This window comes from Pseudomonas sp. DSP3-2-3, assembly GCF_049898225.1.
Taxonomy (GTDB): Bacteria; Pseudomonadota; Gammaproteobacteria; order Pseudomonadales; family Pseudomonadaceae; genus Aquipseudomonas.
The window spans coordinates 26,524-45,380 of the sequence record NZ_JAFCXH010000015.1 but is presented as its reverse complement, the minus strand read 5'-3'; the positions used below and the strand labels follow the sequence as shown (position 1 = coordinate 45,380).

Sequence of the window (18,857 nt, the reverse complement as noted above, 5' to 3'; positions counted from 1 at the left end):
CGACTTACTCTTCATACGCCAGACGACGACGCGCCGCCCACTGCAGGACACGCCAGGTGAGGAAGGCACTGAGCAGCACGCCAGACACCGCCAGGAAAGCAAGCAGGACCGGGTGTTCCGACAACTTGAACCAGAGCATCAGCCACCACGGCAGGCTGCCCACGTAATAGTGGTCGCCGACCATCTGGCTTTGCACGCCACTGCTGCGGATCAACACCACGGAGCCGGCCACTGCGTCCATCTTGCCGCTGTCATTGAGCGTCTCGCGCAATAACTGGAAGTCGGCGTCTTCAGTGGCCAGCAACGCCACGATGCTGCGCTGTTCATGGAGAGGCGATTGCAGGCCGACAATGGCCGCAATCGGACCTTTAGCCGAAACCTCGACCCGACTGGCAGCCGGATTGCCCGCGCTCTTTTCCTGGGCAGAACCCGGTCCTTGGTTGTTTGCCTTGAGCAGCCAGTCCCGGGAACGGTCGAGTAACAGACTCATGTCGCGGTTATCGCGCATGTCCGGGGCGAAAGAACCGAGGATCAGCAGGTCTGCGTCGTGCTTTGACGCGTCTTCCCAGTTGTCGCTCAGCGTCAGGTTCATCGCAGGCAGACCCGAACGCGCGGAGATTCCGGCCACCGCTTCCAGGTACGTGCTCAGCTGTACTGCGCTGGGCTGCGGCGGCAGCAACACCACGGTTTCAGACAGGTCCGCCATGCGGCTGTACGGGAAACCACTGCGGGCGAACGCTGCCAGGTCAGGCATGGCGATGTAGTGGTGATAGCCGGACATATCGATGGTCGACTGATCATCGATCACCGCCTGAATGTCCACCGGCAACGACGTCTGGCAGCGATCACGCTGGGAACTGCTGGCGGTGGTGGCGAAGCTGAAATTGAATTTCAGGTTATTCCGGTCGCCGATCTTCAGCGCCGGAACCGACAGCTTTTCATTGACGTTCGCCGACTCGCTGGACAGCACGGCCAGGCGCAATTCTTCAAGCCGGTCATTGCTGTTGACCAGCAACGGCAGGCTGGTGATGAACTGATTATTGAGGCTGATGTTCAGTCGCGAACCGTCATTGGAGGCCGGTGGCGTGTAGCGGTATTTGGTTTGCAGCGGGATGCCCTGGTTACGCCAGACAAACAGATCCGGCGGCAGGTTGATGTCCAGGCTGATGGGCAACGGTTGCAGGCCACTGGCGCGCAATTGCTCGGGATACTTGATCAACTCGGAGAAACGCACGGCCCGGTCGGTGCGCATCCAGTTCGGCGCGTCGTAGGGCTGGCGCGGCTGAATCTGCTGCACCTTGTCGATGACCACCCGATCCCCCCGGAACAGATCACCCCCCAGTGCCAGCGCTTGCGCGGCAGCGACCAGATCAGCTTCGTCGCGGCCCAGCACCAGCAACACCTTGCTGTAGCGATCGACAGGATTGTCGATCATCTGCACCACCGGAGCCTCTACCGCCGGGAACTGCGTGAGGTCGGCCAGGAATGCCGGGCGATGGCTGTTGGTGGCGAACACGATGGATGCGGTCACCGGCGCAGCGGCCGTGGCGGCGGGCAGTTGGTCGAACAGCACCGGAAATTTCGTGCCGCGCCAAGCGGCCTGGCTGCCGAAATACGAGGCCAGAATACCTGCGGCACGCTGCTCGCCCTGAGTTGGGGAAGCGGCGAATACCATGTTCAGGACCGGCTCGTCATAGCCGCGCGAATCGTAGAAAGGCATCGGGAACCACGCCAGATCGTTCTTGACGATCAGGGCCTGTTCTTTCAGCGAAACCAGGCTGGTGCGGCTGATATTGACCCACAGCGCGCTGTTGGAAGGCTCTTCGCAAATGTCGGTGTAATGGCCGACAAACTCCAGGCGGACCCGGTTGAAGTCGCTGATCAGGCGCGGGTCGAGATCGACCTGGCGCACGGTCTTTTTCCCCAACTGCTCCTTGTCGATGGGGATCACGCTCATCAACACATCGTTGAGATAGACCCGCAGGTGCGACAGCGTGGGCAGCAGGGCCGGCGACGGGGTGTATTCCAGTTGCAGCTTCGCGTCGCTGGCGATGCGGTCGCGACGCATGGTGAATTCAAACTGATCGGTGTTATGAGTGCCCAGCAACAGGCTGTCGGCCACTCGTCCCAGTTGCTGAAAATTACGCGAAACGTCCCAGCTCGGCGCCGTGCTCGCCACAGCTGAAGCCACCGTCGGCGGCATGACCGGTGCTTGAGCCTTGGCGGCTTGCTCCTTGAGGGGCAATTCCTTGAGGGGCTGGGCCTGAGCGCAGCCGATGGCCAACGACAGCAGGCTCAGCAACGTGAAATTCAAATAGCGACTCATGGTGCGCATACCGATCGAGAAGGAGAAGAAAGAGGGGCTGCCTTGGCGAAACGCGGCACATAGCTGAGCAGCCAGGCGAGCAAACGCATGAACGGGCGGGCCAGGGTTCGGGTCCAGGCAGGCAGGTATTGATACAGGCGGTAATAACCGGTGGCGCCCAGACGCAGCACGTCGATAAAACTGTGCAGCGGCCGGTCCGGGACGAACGCTTCGTTCCAGTTCAGCCAGGCGTCGGCACGGGCGAACGTACACTGCACGTAGTCGATCCGCTGATCCGCAGACAGCTCGTTGAGGGCGATGCCGATAAAGTTCTTGTGGCTGCGGCTGACGATGCCGGGGAACAGAAACTCCCGTTCGCCACGCTGCATCAGCAGGGAAATCCGCTCGCCTATGGGCAGTGCCAGTTCAATGTCCAGCCGAACGCCCGTGCCGCCTTCGGAATAGTCCACCAGCATGCAGGGATAGTAGCGGCCGTTTTGCAGACGTATCGCGGCCGGCAAGCGGGCCTGCACCCGATGAGTTTCGCGTACCTGGCGTACTTCGGCGGCAATCGCCACGGCCGAGCCGACGATCAGCAGGTTGTAAATGACCCACAGACTGCTGACCAGCGTGGTGCCGATCTCATTGCTCGGCCCGTAGAACAAACGCCATACCGCAAAGCCCAGGCCGGCGACATTCAGCACCGCCAGCACCAGATACGGCCTGGCAATGCCCCAGTCGAACTGGTTTTCGGCCATCAGGCCGCCCTTGGCAGTGACGTTGAATTTGCCTTTCTTCGGATTGAACAACGCGACAGTGGTCGGCCGTGCGATGTACCAGGCCAGCACGGTTTCATAGACTTCGCCCCAGAACGTCAGGCGGTGTTCGCCCTGCATGCGCGAGTTGGTCAGGCTGGCGTGAACCATGTGCGGGATCACGTACAGAATGATCATCAAGGCCGGGGCATAGATGATGTAGGCGTGCATCAGCAGAAAGGCCAAGGGCGCGGTCAGGAACACCAGACGCGGCAGACCCGCCAGAAAATGCAGCATCGCGTTGGCATAGCAGATGCGCTGGAAGATCGTCAGCCCTTTGCCCAGCAACGGGTTGTCAGTGCGGAAAATCTGCGCCATGCCTCGGGCCCAGCGAATCCGCTGACCGATGTGCGCCGACAGGCTTTCAGTGGCGAGTCCGGCGGCCTGGGGAATGCGTACGTAAGCCGAATTCCAGCCTTTACGGTGCAGGCGCAGCGCGGTATGGGCGTCTTCGGTGACGGTTTCCACGGCAAAGCCGCCGATCTCATCAATCGCCGAACGGCGCAATACGGCACAGGAACCGCAGAAGAACGCGGCATTCCACATGTCATTGCCATCCTGCACCAGGCCGTAGAACAACTCGCCTTCATTGGGCCGCTGGCGGAAGGTATCGAGGTTGCGCTCGAAAGGGTCCGGCGACAGGAAGTGATGCGGTGTCTGCACCAGCGCCAGCTTGGGGTCGCGCAGGAACCAGCCCACCGTAAGTTGCAGGAATGAACGCACCGGCACGTGATCGCAGTCGAAGATCGCGACCAGCTCGCCATCCAGTTGCTTCAATGCCTGATTGAGGTTACCGGCCTTGGCATGCTTGTTATCGGCGCGGGTGATGTAATTCACCCCGGCCTGCTCGGCGAACAGGCGAAATTCGTCACGCTTGCCATCGTCGAGAATCGAGATGCGCAATTTGTCATGCGGCCAGTCGATCCCCAAGGCGGCGTACACGGTACCGCGCACGATGGACAGGTCTTCGTTGTACGTCGGAATCAGCAGATCCACGGTGGGCCACAGTCGCGTGTCGCGCGGCAGCTGCGCCGGCGGGCGATTCAACGGCCAGCAGGTCTGGATATAGCCGAGCAACAACACCAGCCAGGAATAGGTTTCGGCGATCAGCAGCAAGACGCCGCAGGCCAGGTCCAGCGGACTGTCCCAGTTCAGGGTCGCGGTGTAGCGCCACCACAGGTAGCGACAGGAGACGATGATCGACAGCATGATCAACAGCAGCGTCGGAAACCGACCGGGCACACGGCGGATCACCATGGCCACCGCCCACAACAGAATCACGAACATCAATTGCGAGGCATAGCTGAAAGGTTCGGTGATGCATACCACCACCAGAAGCAACCCGACACCGGCGCAGATATAGTTCAGCCACTGCTGTTGGCGAAGGTTGAGGCTACGCCACCACTGGGCGCCGTCATGCATCATCTTGCTCTCGCTGGCATGCTCGGGCAGGCCATTGAGGAAAACGCCGATACGGTTCCAGACCCGCTGGTTGGACTGCCCCACGTTGCTGACCCATCGCGGGGCCGAGCGCCGCCGGGCTTGCGGCCAGGGGCGGAAGACCAACAGCCACAGGCTTTGCAAAACGATGCGCAACGGGTCACCGGCACTGGGGACCTTGCTGGCAAGGTGCGGATACCAGCGCTGGCGCTGTTCCATCAGGCGCTGCCAGACCGGGGATTCGAGCCGCAGGAACAACCAGGTCAATGCCGTGAACGACGCCAGCATAAACGCCGTCGGCGGGTAGCAGTCGTAGCGACGCCGCAGCTGCATGTAAGGAAACCAGCGGGCGATCATGCCAGCTCCCGACGGCGTGTCAGGCACCAGGTCGCCAGGCTCAGCGCGTCTTGCGCGGCAAGGCTGTCCGGCGCGTATTGCCCCACTGGCTGCTTGAATGCCAGTGCTTCGCGCACCGCTTCATCGGCATGGATGGTCAGCGGCAAGAGCCGGGCCGCGTAATGTTTGCGCCAGATAAGCAACAGATCGCGTTGCAACTGGCTGCCCGGATCGAAGCGATTGACCAGCACCGGATTGCTGCCCGCCTGCTGCAACAACAGCACATGGCAGGCAGCATCAGCCTCGGCCAACTGGATCGGGAACAGGCAAGGGCCAATAGTGCCGTGACCCGGCAGGCGTTGCGGCAGATCGAACAGCAGCCAGTCATAATTCGCGGCCAGACTCGCCTGACGTCGGGCCCAGATCTGCGGATCATCGAGCAGCTGTTGCTCGATGCTCGCGGACTCATCGGCACTCAAGCCGCCATAAGGCAGGATCTGCAGGGTCGAGGTCAGGCTCCAGGCCTGCGTGTGCCAGTCCTGGCCATCGAGCATCGCACGCGCCCAACCCGACTCCTGAGAAGCAAGCAGATTGAAATGCAGGCGCAACAGGTTTTCCGGGCACATGTCGATCATCAGCACCCGTTCACCAAGGCTTTCCAGGGCATGGCCGACGGCCGCCACCAGCGATGAGCTGCCGACACCGCCACGAACCCCGCGCACACTCAGCGATGTCACTTCAGCGCTCCGAATCTGTCCTGTTGCACCGGCTGGGCAACCGGCAGCGGCAGTTGCTCTGCCTGCTCGTCGGCGATAGCGAAGTCAGCCAGCAACGGCCAGCGCTTGAGCGCCCGGCTCAACTCCAGTTGCGCCGAAATATCGATGTATTCCAGACTCGGCAGGCGCAACTCGACTTTAAGCCGGGCAATGTCATCGGCCCGCTCATTGCGCGATAACGCCTGATTCTTTACTTGAACCTTTGTGGGTAAGGCAGCCATGCGCCCTTCTCCTTGATCCGAACGTAAGGCTTGCCCGCGTAGTCGAGGACAACGGTTCCAGCGTTTTCCGAGACCACCGGGGTCTCTGGCAGATTGGCCAACAGCGCCTGCCAGTCCGGGCCCAGCCCATCGCCCTGGGGCGGCGCGGCGTACAGGCGCGAGATGATTTCCGACAAGGCCAGATAACTGCTCGGGCCGGTGACATGAATCGGCTCCGTGCGAAGATTCTTGCCCATGCCCACCAGCTTGATGCCTACCGGCACATGAGTGATCGACGCACTCGGGATTTCCCGCATTCCGGAGATCTGCATACGGTCGCCGTGCAAGGCCGCGCCGTGTTCAGGCACGATCACCACGGCTACGCGACGGCCGCTCTTCTCCAATGCCTTGAGGAACGCGCTCAGGTCGTCGATCAACGCCTGGGCTCGCGGTTTGTACTCGGCGCTTTTCGTGCCGCCATCAAGGGTCAGTGCGCGATTGCCGTCATGCAGCGTCGTGGTGTTGTAGAACAGCGCAACCCGCGAATCAGCCTGCGCCTCGCGGTGCTGCCACCACTTGTCCAGCACTTCGCGATCACGCCAGATCGGCGAGCCATCAAAGCCCACCAATGCCCGTTGCAGATTGGCCGTACTGACTTCAGGCCCCGGCAGCGAACCCTGAGCGCGGACTTCGTCGATAAAGCCTTCGAACTGACCGGTATGGTTGAGCATCACTTCGCTGTTGAACCCCAGCTTGCGCAGGTCATCCATCAACAGACATTGTTCAGGCGCCACGCCGTAAAGCTTGCTGTGCGGCTGCTGGCCACAACTGGCGCGCAACAGCCGAATGGCCGCCGGCCCGCTGTAGGAAGTGGCCGAGTTGAAGTTGTCGAACACCATGTCCATCTGCGCCAACAAGCTGTTGTCGTGCAAACCCACGGCGTCCAGATCATCCCAGGCCATCGAGCAGATATTTATCAGCAGCAGGTCGAACGGCTGGGCAGCCGATTGCGACGGCTGGAACACCACTTGCCGAGCGGCCTCGGTGGTGTAGAACTTTTGCAGATAAGCGTCGAGGGTCGGACTGTCCGGCTCGGCACTGACGATTGACGCGCCACCGGCAACGGCGGCCTGGGCCGTGTTCTGCTGAACAGGCACATGCATGGCCAACAGGCCAGCGCCGCCCAGCCAGGCAAAACCGGCCAGGGTCAAGGTGGTAAGGCGCAGCCACTGACGTACAAAAAAGTACGCCACCACCAACAGCAGCAAAGCGCCGCACAGGTTCCAGTCAATGAAACGACCCGCCAGTTCAAACAGATAGTCCCCGGTGAAATTCAGTACGCCGGGCTGGTCCAGCAGCCGGCTGAACGGCGGCAGCCAAGTGTCCTGATAGAACAACGCCACACCCAGCGGCAGGGCGATCAACGTGCGTAGCAGCGCCAGATAACGATGACGCAAAGGCACCAGCAGTACGGCGGCAAACACCAGATTCGGCAGAATCTGCATGTTCAGGTAGCCGCCCCACAACAGCGCCAGCTTGATGATGAAATACAGGTTCCACAGCCCCAGGCCCGGCCAGGTCCAGGTGCTTTGCACTTGGGCGTGACTGCCGTCGAAACGTTCAGGACGGGTCATGAGCATCACTCACAACAGGCGCCGCAGGCGCACGCCGTCGAACACCACGCGGTTGCAGATAGCGCGGCGGCAAATAGCGCTGGAGCCAGCGCTTGATGTGCTGTCCGAAGCTGCGCAGCACGAGCATGAACGCCACCGTCATCAGACAGCTTGCCGCGATCACCTGGAGCAACTGGGTGAAATTCATGAACAACGCTCTGACAGTGACAGCGTGATGCGTTGTGGCACGTAGCCGGCCTGAACAATGGCGCGGGTCAGGTCAGCGGTCACTTGCCCGGTGGCCAGGCGCGCCGTTTCCGGCGTTTGGGGGGCGTCGATGAAATCCTGACGCGGGAGCACATCCGCAGCGGAAAGCACCTTGCATTCGCTGAAAATATCCCGCCATGGCAAGCGACAGATATTGCCCAGCGCGGGCTCCAGCCCGTCGCCACGGCAGGCAAACAGGAACAGATAGAAATTACCGTCCAGGACACAGGCCACATCACCAAAGCGGCGCAGCGTGATCTGACTCAGGTACTGATCGATGTTCAGGTCGCCACGGGGACGCAATCGCAGTAACTGGTGAGCAAGCTCGCCGGATGCACCGCCATAGATCTGATCGAGCAGCTCGATAAACTCCCTGGGAGGTAATATCCCGCGCAGGGCTGGAGGACGCAGACGCTCAAACAGCGATTGAATATCAGGGGTCTGGCGATAACGCCAGATCTGCCCCTGAGCGCTTTCCACCATGCTGAGGAAATTCGCCAGCGTCGTATTGGAAGGCACAATCAGATTGGCCCCGCAGGCCAGCAACAGGCGCTCGTCGCGGTAACGCAGGCAAGGCTCCATTTCCCGCACGATGATCTTCAACGCTGGGCCGCATTGCTCGCGCAGCTCGTGTAATTTGCGCGCCAGAGGTTCTACGTCCTGGTTGCTCTCCAAAACCACAATCACGCTGGCCGCACGGGCGTTGGCAGCCTGCTGCAACAGATCGGCACGGTGCTCGAAAAGGCGCCATTGCTCAGACAACGCGGCCGCGCCCTCAAGGGCCGAGCGTTGGGTCAGGTAAATGCGTTGGTCGTCGGTACGGGTCTGCACCGGATTGGACAGTTGCGTGTCACTCAAGGCAAAACCCTGGTCAGTCACTTCCAGGTCGAACGCTTGCGCTGCGCAAACCCCCAATTCGCTGTGCCAGAAGTTCAACTGATAATGAATCGAGCCGTCCTGGCGATAGAGCTGTGCCAGTCCGGAAAGTTGTTCATTAAGACTCAGCAGGCGCTCGTGCAACAAAGGCGCCTGACCATTGCACAGCACTAATAAAGTGCTGTCGATGCTCAACAACCATTGCCGCGTACTTACACACCAGTTCTGTAGCTGTCGAGTATCCAGATTTTCCAGGTGGGTAGAAGACAGTATCAGCACCAACTGACTGCCACGCACCAGTTTGATGCGATGCAGATCCGAAGACAGCACCTTGAAAGCCTTGCCCGCAGATGCATCGTGGGGGATGGAAAACAAGCGCAGAGTGCCCGGCCCGCTGTCGTCAGCCATGCCTTGGACAACCGCCTGGGGATCGGCGCCGCTGCAGACCAGCGTGGCGCTATGCTTGTGCGACAAGCCTGACAAAAACTGCCGGGCAAAGATGTCCGCGTCGGTCGCATGATCCAGAGCGACCCAATACAAACCTCCCTCGCGCAACAACATCTGCTCATCCTGCAGATGCCGGATAGTTAACGTGACGTGACCCAAAACCTTCCACTCCAACTGCCCGAATGCATAAGCGACACTTAACCGTGCGATTAAATATCGGCAGAACTACCAGAACTTGAAGGTCGTCAACAAAGAGATCAGGGAGTATCAGGCGGCGTTGTCGTCGACACGCATATCTCAATATGTACGCTAAATGATAAGAACCATTCCCATCGAGCTACTGAATTAAAAGTATCCCGCGACAGGCAGAGTTGCCCTGCCGGGAGAGGTAAATGATGTGATATCAAACTGACACTGTCAATATTTTGTAACAAAGACACCGATCTTCGGATGAACGGCAAAACTCTCGTCATTTAATTGGCGGCGGAAATTGTTGAAGGCGAGAAAGCGCGGCTATCAAGCGTGCTTATTAGCTATCTAGCTATCTAAGCGCCGACCGTAATCGTTGGAGATTCTATGTCTGGGGGCAACCGCCAGGCGCCAGACGTATTGTCTGAACCGACGTCTTCCCGGCTAAAGCCGGTCCCACAGTGGGACCGGCTTTAGCCGGGAAGACGTCATTCCAGTAGACGCAAATGCATCGGCTGTACGTGCAGATCCGTTGAAGGCTTGCCCGCGAATCGGGCGCCCCGGTTGGCCAGACGTGCCGCGTTATCGTTCTTCGCGGGCAAGCCTCGCTCTAGATTGCTTTTGTCTGGCCCGCTTCAACCCGCTGGTAACGCCATGCCTTTGGGCCATAACAACCAGATATTGCCCTTCTGTTTCATATCGCCCGCCAGGTGGCCGGCTTCTTCGCCGGTGCCCCAGAACAGATCGGCGCGCACTTCACCGGCAATGGCGCCGCCGGTGTCCTGTGCTGCGACCGGACGCACCAGGCTGCTGCCGTCGGGCCGGGTCGTGGACAACCAGAGCAGGCTGCCCAGCGGAATCACCTTGCGGTCAATCGCCACGCTGTAACCGGCGGTCAGCGGCACGTTGAGCGAACCGCGTGGACCTTCGTTGCTGTCCGGGTTGCGGGCGAAAAACACGTAACTGGGGTTGCTCGCCAACAGCTCGTTGATGCGCTCCGGATGCGCCTTGGCCCAGGCACTGATGGCGCCCATGGTCACGTCTTCTTTCTTCAGCTCGCCCTGCTCCACCAGCCAGCGGCCAATCGCTCGATAAGGACGACCGTTCTGATCGGCGTAACCGATGCGCAGCTGCTGGCCGTCTTCCAGACGAACCCGACCCGAACCCTGGATTTGCAGGAATTGCAGGTCCATCGGATCGGTCAGCCAGGCAACCACGGGCGCATTGAGGCCCTGACTGGTGATGGTCGCTGCGTCGTCATATGGCTTGAGCACCCGACCTTCGAGCCTGCCGCGCAAGCGCTTGCCCTTGAGTTCCGGATAGATGCTGTCCAGGTTCACCACAATCAGATCGTCGGGCACGCCGTACACCGGCACCGGGGTTTGTGGCGTCTGGGTCAGGCTGCCGGGATAGACCGGCTCGTAGTAACCGGTGATCAAACCGTCGGTGCTGCCCGCAGCGGAACGCAGGACGTAAACCTGCAACTGGGCTTGCAGGAACGTGCGGATTTGCGCGCCGCTCGGCGTCGCCGCAAGCGTGCTGGCCGCCGCACACGTCGCGCCCCAGACCGCATCGGCCTTGAGTCGCACACACGCGCTGCGCCATGAGGCGAAACCGGCCTGCAAATCACTGTCGGTAACGGCTGGCAACACATCCCAACCGGCCTGGGTATAGGTGGTGTGGGGCGGTGCGGGTATCGGCGGGGTGGGCGTTGGCGTTTTTTCGCTGTTGTCGCAAGCGGTGAGGAACACCGCCAGTGCAGCCCAGGCCAGGCCGTTACGCCAGGGTGTGAAGAAAGGTGTCATGTGCAGTGCGGCTCCCGTGGAGCGACTTTTGGCCAGCAAGGGTACTCAATGCACGATCAATGCAAAAGCGTTGATCTCCAGCCGCGCCATAACAAGGCAATGACGCCCCGGCGATGTGCAGCGGTCGGGGGTTTCAGGGGCAAGTGGCATTCCGGCGAGCAACGCAAGCGCCCCGCTATTCCCGGCGATCACGCCGCAGAAAGCCCGGATTGACGCTATGGAAAACTGAATTGGCCCGCGTATTGCTTTGTGTAATTTACACAACTGTGAAAGTTACACATGACCATGCCAGCGACCAGCCCCGACATAGCGCCCGTTTTACCGACCGATGAAACCTCGGCATCCGCGCACCGAATCAACTCGATCATCGATCTGTGGTTGGGCGAACAACTGCGTCAGCGGCGCAAGGCGCTGGACAAACCCCTGCGTCAGGTGGCGCTGGCATCGGGCATTTCCGTGAGCCTGTTGAGCCAGATCGAACGCGGCTTGCGCTCCATTTCCCTGCGCACCCTGAGCGCCCTGGCGCAGGAACTGGATATCCCGCTGGAAACCCTGATCCGCAACTCGCAGCCCCGCGACAACGAAACCGCCGGGGCCGTGGTGCGCGCCGGGTTTCACACGGGCATCGACCTGGCCGACAAGGGCATCCAGAAAGTCAACCTGACCCCGCCCGCCGCTCGGGGCAACGTGCAGATGTACCGCGCAGTGATTGCGCCGGGTGGCTCGACCGGCAACGAGCTGTTTTTCACCCACACCGGGGAACAGGTCGGTTACGTGGTTCAGGGCCAGCTGGAGCTGTGCATTCATGACCAGCTGTTGCGGCTCAACACCGGCGACAGTTTTTGCTACGACGGCAGCACGCCACGCCGCTGGCGCAATCCGGGCACCACCGAAACCATCGTCATGTGGAGCGTCACGCACATCAGCAAATAGGCGACGGCAGAACCGAGATTCCCTCGGAACACACCTACTTCACTTGAGGAACGCATATGAAAAATCCATTGGCACTCGCCACATTGTTCTGCGCGCTGACCCTGACGTTCACCACTGCGGCCCAGGCTGCAACGCTCAAGGTCGCCTCTACACCGACAGGCAGTCCCTTTACCTTTCTGGACACCAAGACCAACAGCGTCGAAGGCGTGATGGTCGACATCATCAAGGCGGTTTCCACCAAGGCGGGGTTTGAGGTGCAGATCGAGCCGATGCCGTTTGCGTCGCTGATCGGTTCCCTGACCTCCAAGCGCGTGGATCTGATCTCCGCCGCGATGTTCATCACCCCGGTTCGGGAAAAAGTCGTGGACTTTTCCAGCCCGGTCTACAGCTACGGCGAAGGCGTGGTGGTGCCCAACAGCGACACCACCGCCTACACCAGTTTTGAAGAAATGAAAGGCAAACGGGTCGGCGCGCAAGTGGGCACGGCCTTCGTCGAGCCGCTGCAAAAGAGCGGGCTGTTCAGCGAAGTCAAACTCTACGAAACCACCGCCGACCTGATGCGTGACGCCAACTCCGGGCGTATCGACATCGGCGTACTGGACTACCCGATTGCGGCCTACGCGATCAATCAGAAGCACTTCCCCAACCTGCGCCTGGTGACCACTTACAAGGCCACCATGCCCAACAACATCGGCATCGCCGGCCGCAAGGGCGACACCGAACTGATGGGCAAGATCAACGCCGCACTGGCCGAACTCAAGGCTGACGGCAGCATCGACGCCATCCTCAAGAAGTGGGGTCTGTAAGCACGCTCCGCAGTGTCCGGCGCGCTGCCTTGCGTAGCGTGCCGAGCGCGTTCCCTGCACCTGACCCGAGTAGTCGATCATGTCCGAGTTCCTGACCCAATCCTGGCAATTTCTGCCCATTCTTCTCCAGGGCGCGTGGCTGACCATCCAGGTGACCATCGGCTCGCTGCTGCTGTCCACCGTGCTGGGCCTGGTCTGGGCGGCCATGCGCGTATCGGGTGTGCCGGTCCTGGCCTGGATCAGCTCCGCGATCATCAACCTGCTGCGCGGCATTCCGATCATCGTGCTGCTGTTCTACATCTACTTCGTGATGCCCGATTTCGGCATCACCATGAGCGCCCTGCAAGCGGGGATTATCGGTCTGGGCATCGCGTATTCGGCGTATCAGGCCGAGAACTTTCGCGCCGGTATCGAAGCGGTCGACCGCGGCCAGCTTGAAGCCGCGCAGTCCATGGGCATGGGCTGGTGGCTGATGATGCGCCGCGCCGTGCTGCCCCAGGCGGTGAAAATTGTCCTGCCGCCCTACGGCAACACGATGATCATGATGCTCAAGGATTCGTCCCAGGCCTCGACCATCACCGTCGCCGAGCTGGCGTTGCAAGGCAAGCTGATCGCCACCTCGACCTTCCAGAACGCCACGGTGTTTACCCTGGTCGCGCTGCTTTATCTGATCATGTGCGTGCCGCTCATTCTGCTGGTGCGTCACTTCGAAAAACGGGGGAGCAAATGATCGAGATTCGTGCGCTGCGCAAATCCTACGGCGACCTGCAAGTCATCAAGGGCATCGACGCCTCGGTGGCCAAGGGTGAAGTGATCTGCATCGTCGGCCCGTCGGGCTCAGGCAAATCCACCATTCTGCGTTGCATCAACGGCCTGGAAAGCTACGAAGGCGGCTTGATCGAAATCGACGGCATCAAGGTCGACCGCAAGGCGCCGACCATCAAGGCGATCCGCACCGAAGTGGCCATGGTGTTCCAGCGCTTCAATCTGTTCCCCCATCGCTCGGTGCTGGAGAACGTGATCGAAGGGCCGATCTACGTCAAAAAGGAAGACCGCAAGCAGGCCACCGAACACGCCATGGAGTTGCTCTACAGCGTTGGCCTGGCGGAAAAAGCCGAAGCCTTCCCCGCGCAGTTGTCCGGCGGCCAGCAACAGCGCATCGCCATTGCCCGCGCCCTGGCGATGCGGCCCAAGGCGATTCTGTTCGATGAGCCCACTTCGGCACTCGACCCGGAACTGGTGGGCGACGTGCTGGACGTGATGCGCCGCCTGGCCGAAAGCGGCATGACCATGGTGGTGGTCACCCACGAAATGCAATTTGCCCGGGAAGTCGCTGACCGAGTGATTTTCATCGATCAGGGCGTGGTGGTCGAGCAAGGTCCGTCCGCCGACGTCCTGAACAATCCGCAACACCTTCGCACTCAGGATTTCCTGCGGCGCGTCCTTCATCCGATGTAAGCGCGAGGTTCGCTGCAATGACCCGTACATACTTTCCCTTGGCCCCTTCGCTGTGGGCTGCCACGGCAGTCGCCGCACCACCGGCCGAGCCGTTGGCGCAGGACATGCAGGCCGACGTGGTGATCGTCGGTGCCGGATTCTGTGGCTTGAGCACCGCGCTGCATCTGGCCGAACAAGGGGTTCGGGTGGTGGTGCTCGAAGCGCAGGAAGTTGGCTTCGGCGGCTCCGGTCGCAACGGCGGCCAGGTGATTCCCGGCCTGAAATATGACCCCAGCGAATTGATCGCCAAGTTGGGCGCGGACAAAGCCCAACCCTTGATCGACTTCGCCGCCGGCACCGTGGACGCAGTGTTCAACCTGATCGACAAACATCAGATGGACGTGCCCCGCGTGCGCAACGGCTGGATTCAAGGCTCGCACACGCCCGCTGCCCTGAAGCTGGCGGAACGCCGCGTGCGTGACTGGAATGCCCAGGGCGTCGCCGCGCAGTTTCTTGATCGTGACGAAACCGCGCGGCTGCTCGGCACCGACAAATATCACGGCGGCTGGCTCGACCCACGCGGCGGCGGCATTCAGCCGTTGAGCTATGCCCGGGGTCTGGCCCGCGCCGCGTTGGCCGCAGGGGTGCAGATTTACACCCGCTCGCCGGTCACCGAACTCAAGAACAGCGGCGGCAAATGGCAGGTCAAGACCGCGCAAGGCTGTCAGGTTTCCGCAGAACGCGTGGTGTTGTGCACCAACGGCTACACCGACAATCTCTGGCCGTCGCTGAGCAAAACCATCATCGATGCCAACTCGTTTCAGATCGCCACCGAGCCACTGCCCGAAGCGGTGCGCCGCACGATTCTGCCCGAAGGCCATGTGTCCTCGGACGCGCGCAACCTGTTGCTGTATTACCGCATCGATCACACCGGGCGGTTGATGCTGGGCGGACGCGGCACCTTTCAGGATCCTGACCCGTCGCGCAAAGATCACTGGTCGCATCTGGAAAGCGCGGTACACAAGCTGTTCCCGCAAACCGCAGGCATCCCGATTGCCTACCGCTGGTGTGGACGCGTGGCGATTACCCGGGATTATTTCCCGCACATCCACGAACCGGCGCCGGGTTTGCTCATCGACATCGGATGCCAGGGACGCGGCGTCGGCCTGCAAACCCGCATGGGGCAGGCGCTGGCCAGTTACGTGCACAGCGGCGATCGCAGCGTGTTGCCGGTCGCGCCAACGGACATCAAGGCGTTCCCGCTGTATGGCCTGCGGCGCGCTTACGTCGCGGCGGCAATTGCCTGGTACAAGATGACCGATGGAGGGCTTTGATCGGGGGGTTTGATCAAGGTTGCGTTGGATCCTGCAGCGCCAACGGACAGCCTGCTAAAAAATTCTGAATCAGCGTTAACGCGCCGCAAATGTGCTGTTCGCAAAATACGAACACGAGAATGCACCCGACGCCTAATGGATAAAGGTCTCGGGCCGATAGGCCTGCAACCATCGCGGTGCTCACCGCAAAATTGACAACAATAAAAGGCCTTCACCATGTTGCTGAGACGTCTGAAAGTCGGTCCCCGTGCGGCACTGGGATTTTCCGCTGTCGCACTGCTTGTGATCATCCTCGGGCTATTTGCCCAGAGTCAGATGCAGACTATTCGCAATGGCACCCTGGAGGTGCTGGACGACACCCTGCCGAGCTTTGTCGCGCTAGGTTCGATCAGCGACAAGATGCTGCGCTTGCGGATCATCTCCTTTCGGATCCTGGTAGATCGCGAAGAAAGCCAATTGCGCGGCAGCATCAGCCGCGGCGATGAGCTGATCGGTGAGCTTGGCAAGGCGCTGGACAGCTATTCCAGGCTGATCAACAGCGACGAGGAAAAAGCCCAGTTCGTGTTGTTCCAGCAGGTGCTCGCCGACTATGTGCGCATTCATAAGCAACTGGTGGAAAAATCCGGCACAGGCGATCTCGAAGGTGTGCGCGCGCTGCTGGGCGGCGACTACACCAAGTACTCGGTCAAGCTCGGCGCGCAACTCAACGAACTCATCAAGCTCAACACCCAGGCCGCACAATCGTTTGCGACGCTTTCACAGAGCCAGTACGAACGCTCCAATATCGGGGTGATGCTGTCGATGGCATTGGCTGTCGCCTTGACCATCCTGCTCGCCACCCTGTTCACCCGCAGCATCGTGGCGCCCCTGCGCGAAGCCGTGCAGGCGGCTGAAGCGATAGCGGGCGGCGACCTGTCGCGCCCCATCCAGGTCGTAGGTAACGATGAACCGGCCCGCTTGCTCGACGCGTTGCGCAGCATGCAGCAGAGCCTGAAAAACACCATTCTGCATATTGTCGACTCCTCGAACCAGTTGGCCTCCGCCGCCGAAGAGCTCAATGCGGTGACCGAGAATGCGGGCAAGGTATTGCAGCAGCAGAATCATGAAATAGAACAGGCCGCGACGGCCGTCAACGAAATGACCGCGGCAGTGGACGAGGTTGCCAGCAATGCCACCGCGACTTCCGTGGCCTCGCGAACCGCTGACCAAAGCGCCAGCAATGGCCGCGACCAAGTGGACCAGACCATTGCCGCGATTCATCAAGTAGCACAAAACGCCGGCACCACCGTCAGCCAGGTCACGCAACTGGCCGAGCGCGTGCATGGCATCAGTTCGGTGCTGGACGTGATCCGTTCCATTGCCGAACAGACCAACCTGCTGGCGCTCAACGCCGCCATCGAAGCGGCGCGGGCAGGCGATGCCGGGCGTGGCTTCGCGGTGGTGGCAGACGAGGTCCGCGCCCTGGCCCATCGCACCCAGCAGTCGACCCACGAAATCGAACAGATGATCGTCGGCACCCGCAAGGACACCGAGCAGACCATGGTGGCAATGAACACCAGCAACCAGCGGGTCCAGGAAACTTTGGAGATCGCCAGCGCTGCGGGCCAGGCGCTGCAACAGATTACCGAGGCGTTCAGCCAGATCACCGAGCGCAACCTGGTCATCGCCAGTGCCTCGGAAGAACAGGCCCAGGTTGCCCGCGAGGTGGACCGCAACCTGGTCAATATTCGCGACCTCGCCATGCAGACCTCCACAGGCGCTCACCAGACCAATGTCGCCAGCCAGGAACTGGCACGGCTGGCAGTGGACCTGAGCGCACTGGTCACGCGCTTCAAGCTGGCCTGATCGCCGCTACTCGACACTGGCAGGCCCGGAGCCTGCCAGTGCACTCGCCTCCCGCAACGGGTTATTTCAACTGATTGAGTACCCACAAAATATCGGCATAAGGCAGGGAAACTGAATGTATCTCATCCGAATGCACGCTAGTCTTATAGACACTCAAATGGATGCGCAAACAAAGCCCGCGTTATCAAAGCGCGGGCTTTTGTACGGTATGGGAGAGGACTTGTCTCCGATAAGGCAAGCCCCGGATTGCACATGGAGGGCTGAGGCATTCCGGGGCGCAACGTAGCCTGTCTTGATCAGGAAACGCTCGCGCGGACCTCAAGCCAACACTAACGTGCGTCGTATACGCAGATATTTTTCACCAACCACCCGTCAGTTTCATCAAAGCCTGCCGATAATATTCACACGCATTGGGGGACCAAGGAGCAGACGCAGTATGCAGACCTACATCGACAACCTCACAGAGCAAGGTGTATGTCTCTTTGGGGAAATTCTGGACGTGAGTCAGACTCAGGCGCTGTATCAGCAAATGATCTCGACGCGGGACTTCGGTCCGGGCTTGTTCATGGAGGAGGCTGAATATCTCGCTCAAGAAAACCACTTCAACGCCAATCCGACCAAAACGTTCAACTTCCTCAATGCGTTTGAACCGCAACTGCAATTTATTGAGCAAGACCCGATCCTGACAGGGGTTCTCGGCAAAGTGCTGGGTGATGACTATGAGGTGGTGATAAAGAAAGCAGTTTGCGGTGTACCCGATGCCTGGCTCCCTGAATGGGTGCGAGCAAGGATTCACGACGTCAACGTGGCGAACCTGGGGCCTTATATCCGCAAGCCGTTTCGCGACATTACTTACTTTCGTGGCATCGACTTTCACCAAGACATCATCGATTGGCCACAAGGTCGCGTCGAACTGGACCCGTCGTCATTTCTGACGCTCTATGTGTATCTGCATGAAGTGACCGAGCGTGACTCCCCTCTGCACTTGCTGCCCGGCTCGCATCGTTTGGGCGCGACGTTGTTTCCCCATCGGTTGGAATGCCTGGGGGATGACCGTTGGACGTATGAGGATGATCACGGTCAGCAGATCGAGTGCAGGGATCACACCCTGGTAGGCGGCGCAGGTTATGTGGGCCTTTGGCATAACTGTGCGTTGCACGGTACCCGTCCGCTGGATGATGAATCCGATCGTTTTCGATTGTCATTGCGCTACTTGATAGGCAAGTCCAACGACCATAAAGGTTCGACGGCTATCAACAAGATAAACGACACCCTTCAGGGTGAACTCAGGCCGATCAGGACCCGCCGGGACCTGGATGCCAACGGCGTTGCCCAAATAAAAGGCAATATCATCAATAACGCCTAAGCGTGTGCCGGACAACAGGCTAGCCATGGATGCAGTTGGGTGACTCACGCAGTGCCATCACTGATAA

15 protein-coding genes are annotated in these 18,857 nt (G+C 60.3%); 7 read left to right on the top strand and 8 right to left on the bottom strand.

What is annotated here, in order from left to right; translation table 11 throughout:
* Nucleotides 1–4: 4 nt before the first annotated feature.
* From bcsB to mltA, 8 genes are all read right to left on the bottom strand, one after another.
* Nucleotides 5–2,326: a cellulose biosynthesis cyclic di-GMP-binding regulatory protein BcsB gene (gene bcsB, locus ACP7E4_RS18005; protein ID WP_426116331.1), complete on the bottom strand. Its 2,322-nt coding sequence runs from the start codon at nt 2,324–2,326 to the stop codon at nt 5–7.
* Nucleotides 2,323–4,917, bottom strand: coding sequence for a UDP-forming cellulose synthase catalytic subunit (gene bcsA, locus ACP7E4_RS18000; RefSeq protein ID WP_426116329.1), 2,595 nt, complete (start codon nt 4,915–4,917; stop codon nt 2,323–2,325). The genes bcsB and bcsA overlap by 4 nt, the downstream gene beginning before the upstream one ends.
* Entirely contained in the window at nt 4,914–5,633 is a 720-nt protein-coding gene (gene bcsQ, locus ACP7E4_RS17995; protein ID WP_426116327.1) for a cellulose biosynthesis protein BcsQ, read from the bottom strand. The genes bcsA and bcsQ overlap by 4 nt, the downstream gene beginning before the upstream one ends.
* Entirely contained in the window at nt 5,630–5,893 is a 264-nt protein-coding gene (bcsR, locus tag ACP7E4_RS17990; RefSeq protein WP_426116325.1) for a cellulose biosynthesis protein BcsR, read from the bottom strand. The genes bcsQ and bcsR overlap by 4 nt, the downstream gene beginning before the upstream one ends.
* Complete coding sequence (gene bcsG, locus ACP7E4_RS17985) at nt 5,863–7,506, bottom strand: cellulose biosynthesis protein BcsG (protein WP_426116323.1); 1,644 nt, start codon at nt 7,504–7,506, stop codon at nt 5,863–5,865. The genes bcsR and bcsG overlap by 31 nt, the downstream gene beginning before the upstream one ends.
* Nucleotides 7,493–7,693, bottom strand: coding sequence for a cellulose biosynthesis protein BcsF (gene bcsF, locus ACP7E4_RS17980; protein ID WP_426116321.1), 201 nt, complete (start codon nt 7,691–7,693; stop codon nt 7,493–7,495). Before bcsF ends, bcsG begins: the two co-directional genes overlap by 14 nt.
* Nucleotides 7,690–9,234, bottom strand: coding sequence for a cellulose biosynthesis protein BcsE (bcsE, locus tag ACP7E4_RS17975; RefSeq protein WP_426116319.1), 1,545 nt, complete (start codon nt 9,232–9,234; stop codon nt 7,690–7,692). The genes bcsF and bcsE overlap by 4 nt, the downstream gene beginning before the upstream one ends.
* 665 nt (nt 9,235–9,899) lie before the next feature.
* A complete protein-coding gene (gene mltA, locus ACP7E4_RS17970) occupies nt 9,900–11,069 on the bottom strand; it encodes a murein transglycosylase A (RefSeq protein WP_426116317.1) in 1,170 nt (389 codons plus the stop codon).
* A gap of 279 nt (nt 11,070–11,348) precedes the next feature.
* Here mltA and ACP7E4_RS17965 point away from each other — a divergent pair, with 279 nt between their 5' ends.
* The 7 genes from ACP7E4_RS17965 (at nt 11,349) to ACP7E4_RS17935 (ending at nt 18,790) form a co-directional block, all read left to right on the top strand.
* The gene (locus ACP7E4_RS17965) at nt 11,349–12,002 is read left to right on the top strand and encodes a helix-turn-helix domain-containing protein (protein ID WP_426116315.1); all 654 of its coding nucleotides are present in this window, start codon (nt 11,349–11,351) and stop codon (nt 12,000–12,002) included.
* 56 nt (nt 12,003–12,058) lie between these two features.
* A complete protein-coding gene (locus ACP7E4_RS17960; protein ID WP_426116313.1) occupies nt 12,059–12,808 on the top strand; it encodes an ABC transporter substrate-binding protein in 750 nt (249 codons plus the stop codon).
* A gap of 79 nt (nt 12,809–12,887) precedes the next feature.
* Nucleotides 12,888–13,538 (top strand): amino acid ABC transporter permease, encoded by a 651-nt coding sequence (locus tag ACP7E4_RS17955; RefSeq protein ID WP_020294267.1) that lies wholly within the window; start codon nt 12,888–12,890, stop codon nt 13,536–13,538.
* Nucleotides 13,535–14,266 carry an amino acid ABC transporter ATP-binding protein gene (locus tag ACP7E4_RS17950; RefSeq protein WP_426116310.1) on the top strand — a complete coding sequence of 244 codons (732 nt, stop codon included), beginning with the start codon at nt 13,535–13,537 and terminating at the stop codon, nt 14,264–14,266. Before ACP7E4_RS17955 ends, ACP7E4_RS17950 begins: the two co-directional genes overlap by 4 nt.
* Before the next feature lie 17 nt (nt 14,267–14,283).
* Entirely contained in the window at nt 14,284–15,579 is a 1,296-nt protein-coding gene (locus ACP7E4_RS17945) for an NAD(P)/FAD-dependent oxidoreductase (protein WP_426116308.1), read from the top strand.
* Nucleotides 15,580–15,795: 216 nt separating this feature from the next.
* Complete coding sequence (locus ACP7E4_RS17940) at nt 15,796–17,424, top strand: methyl-accepting chemotaxis protein (RefSeq protein WP_426116306.1); 1,629 nt, start codon at nt 15,796–15,798, stop codon at nt 17,422–17,424.
* 436 nt (nt 17,425–17,860) lie between these two features.
* Nucleotides 17,861–18,790 carry a phytanoyl-CoA dioxygenase family protein gene (locus ACP7E4_RS17935; RefSeq protein ID WP_426116304.1) on the top strand — a complete coding sequence of 310 codons (930 nt, stop codon included), beginning with the start codon at nt 17,861–17,863 and terminating at the stop codon, nt 18,788–18,790.
* Nucleotides 18,791–18,857: the final 67 nt, after the last annotated feature.

Bases quoted from the DNA above. Each gene is read 5' to 3' on its own strand.
- ACP7E4_RS17960 (WP_426116313.1), top strand. From the start codon at position 12,059: ATGAAAAATCCATTGGCACTCGCCACATTGTTCTGCGCGCTGACCCTG.
- mltA (WP_426116317.1), bottom strand. From the start codon at position 11,069: ATGACACCTTTCTTCACACCCTGGCGTAACGGCCTGGCCTGGGCTGCA.
- bcsR (WP_426116325.1), bottom strand. From the start codon at position 5,893: ATGGCTGCCTTACCCACAAAGGTTCAAGTAAAGAATCAGGCGTTATCG.
- bcsG (WP_426116323.1), bottom strand. From the start codon at position 7,506: ATGACCCGTCCTGAACGTTTCGACGGCAGTCACGCCCAAGTGCAAAGC.
- ACP7E4_RS17945 (WP_426116308.1), top strand. From the start codon at position 14,284: ATGACCCGTACATACTTTCCCTTGGCCCCTTCGCTGTGGGCTGCCACG.
- bcsF (WP_426116321.1), bottom strand. From the start codon at position 7,693: ATGAATTTCACCCAGTTGCTCCAGGTGATCGCGGCAAGCTGTCTGATG.
- ACP7E4_RS17965 (WP_426116315.1), top strand. From the start codon at position 11,349: ATGACCATGCCAGCGACCAGCCCCGACATAGCGCCCGTTTTACCGACC.
- ACP7E4_RS17950 (WP_426116310.1), top strand. From the start codon at position 13,535: ATGATCGAGATTCGTGCGCTGCGCAAATCCTACGGCGACCTGCAAGTC.
- bcsB (WP_426116331.1), bottom strand. From the start codon at position 2,326: ATGAGTCGCTATTTGAATTTCACGTTGCTGAGCCTGCTGTCGTTGGCC.
- ACP7E4_RS17955 (WP_020294267.1), top strand. From the start codon at position 12,888: ATGTCCGAGTTCCTGACCCAATCCTGGCAATTTCTGCCCATTCTTCTC.
- bcsA (WP_426116329.1), bottom strand. From the start codon at position 4,917: ATGATCGCCCGCTGGTTTCCTTACATGCAGCTGCGGCGTCGCTACGAC.
- ACP7E4_RS17940 (WP_426116306.1), top strand. From the start codon at position 15,796: ATGTTGCTGAGACGTCTGAAAGTCGGTCCCCGTGCGGCACTGGGATTT.
- ACP7E4_RS17935 (WP_426116304.1), top strand. From the start codon at position 17,861: ATGCAGACCTACATCGACAACCTCACAGAGCAAGGTGTATGTCTCTTT.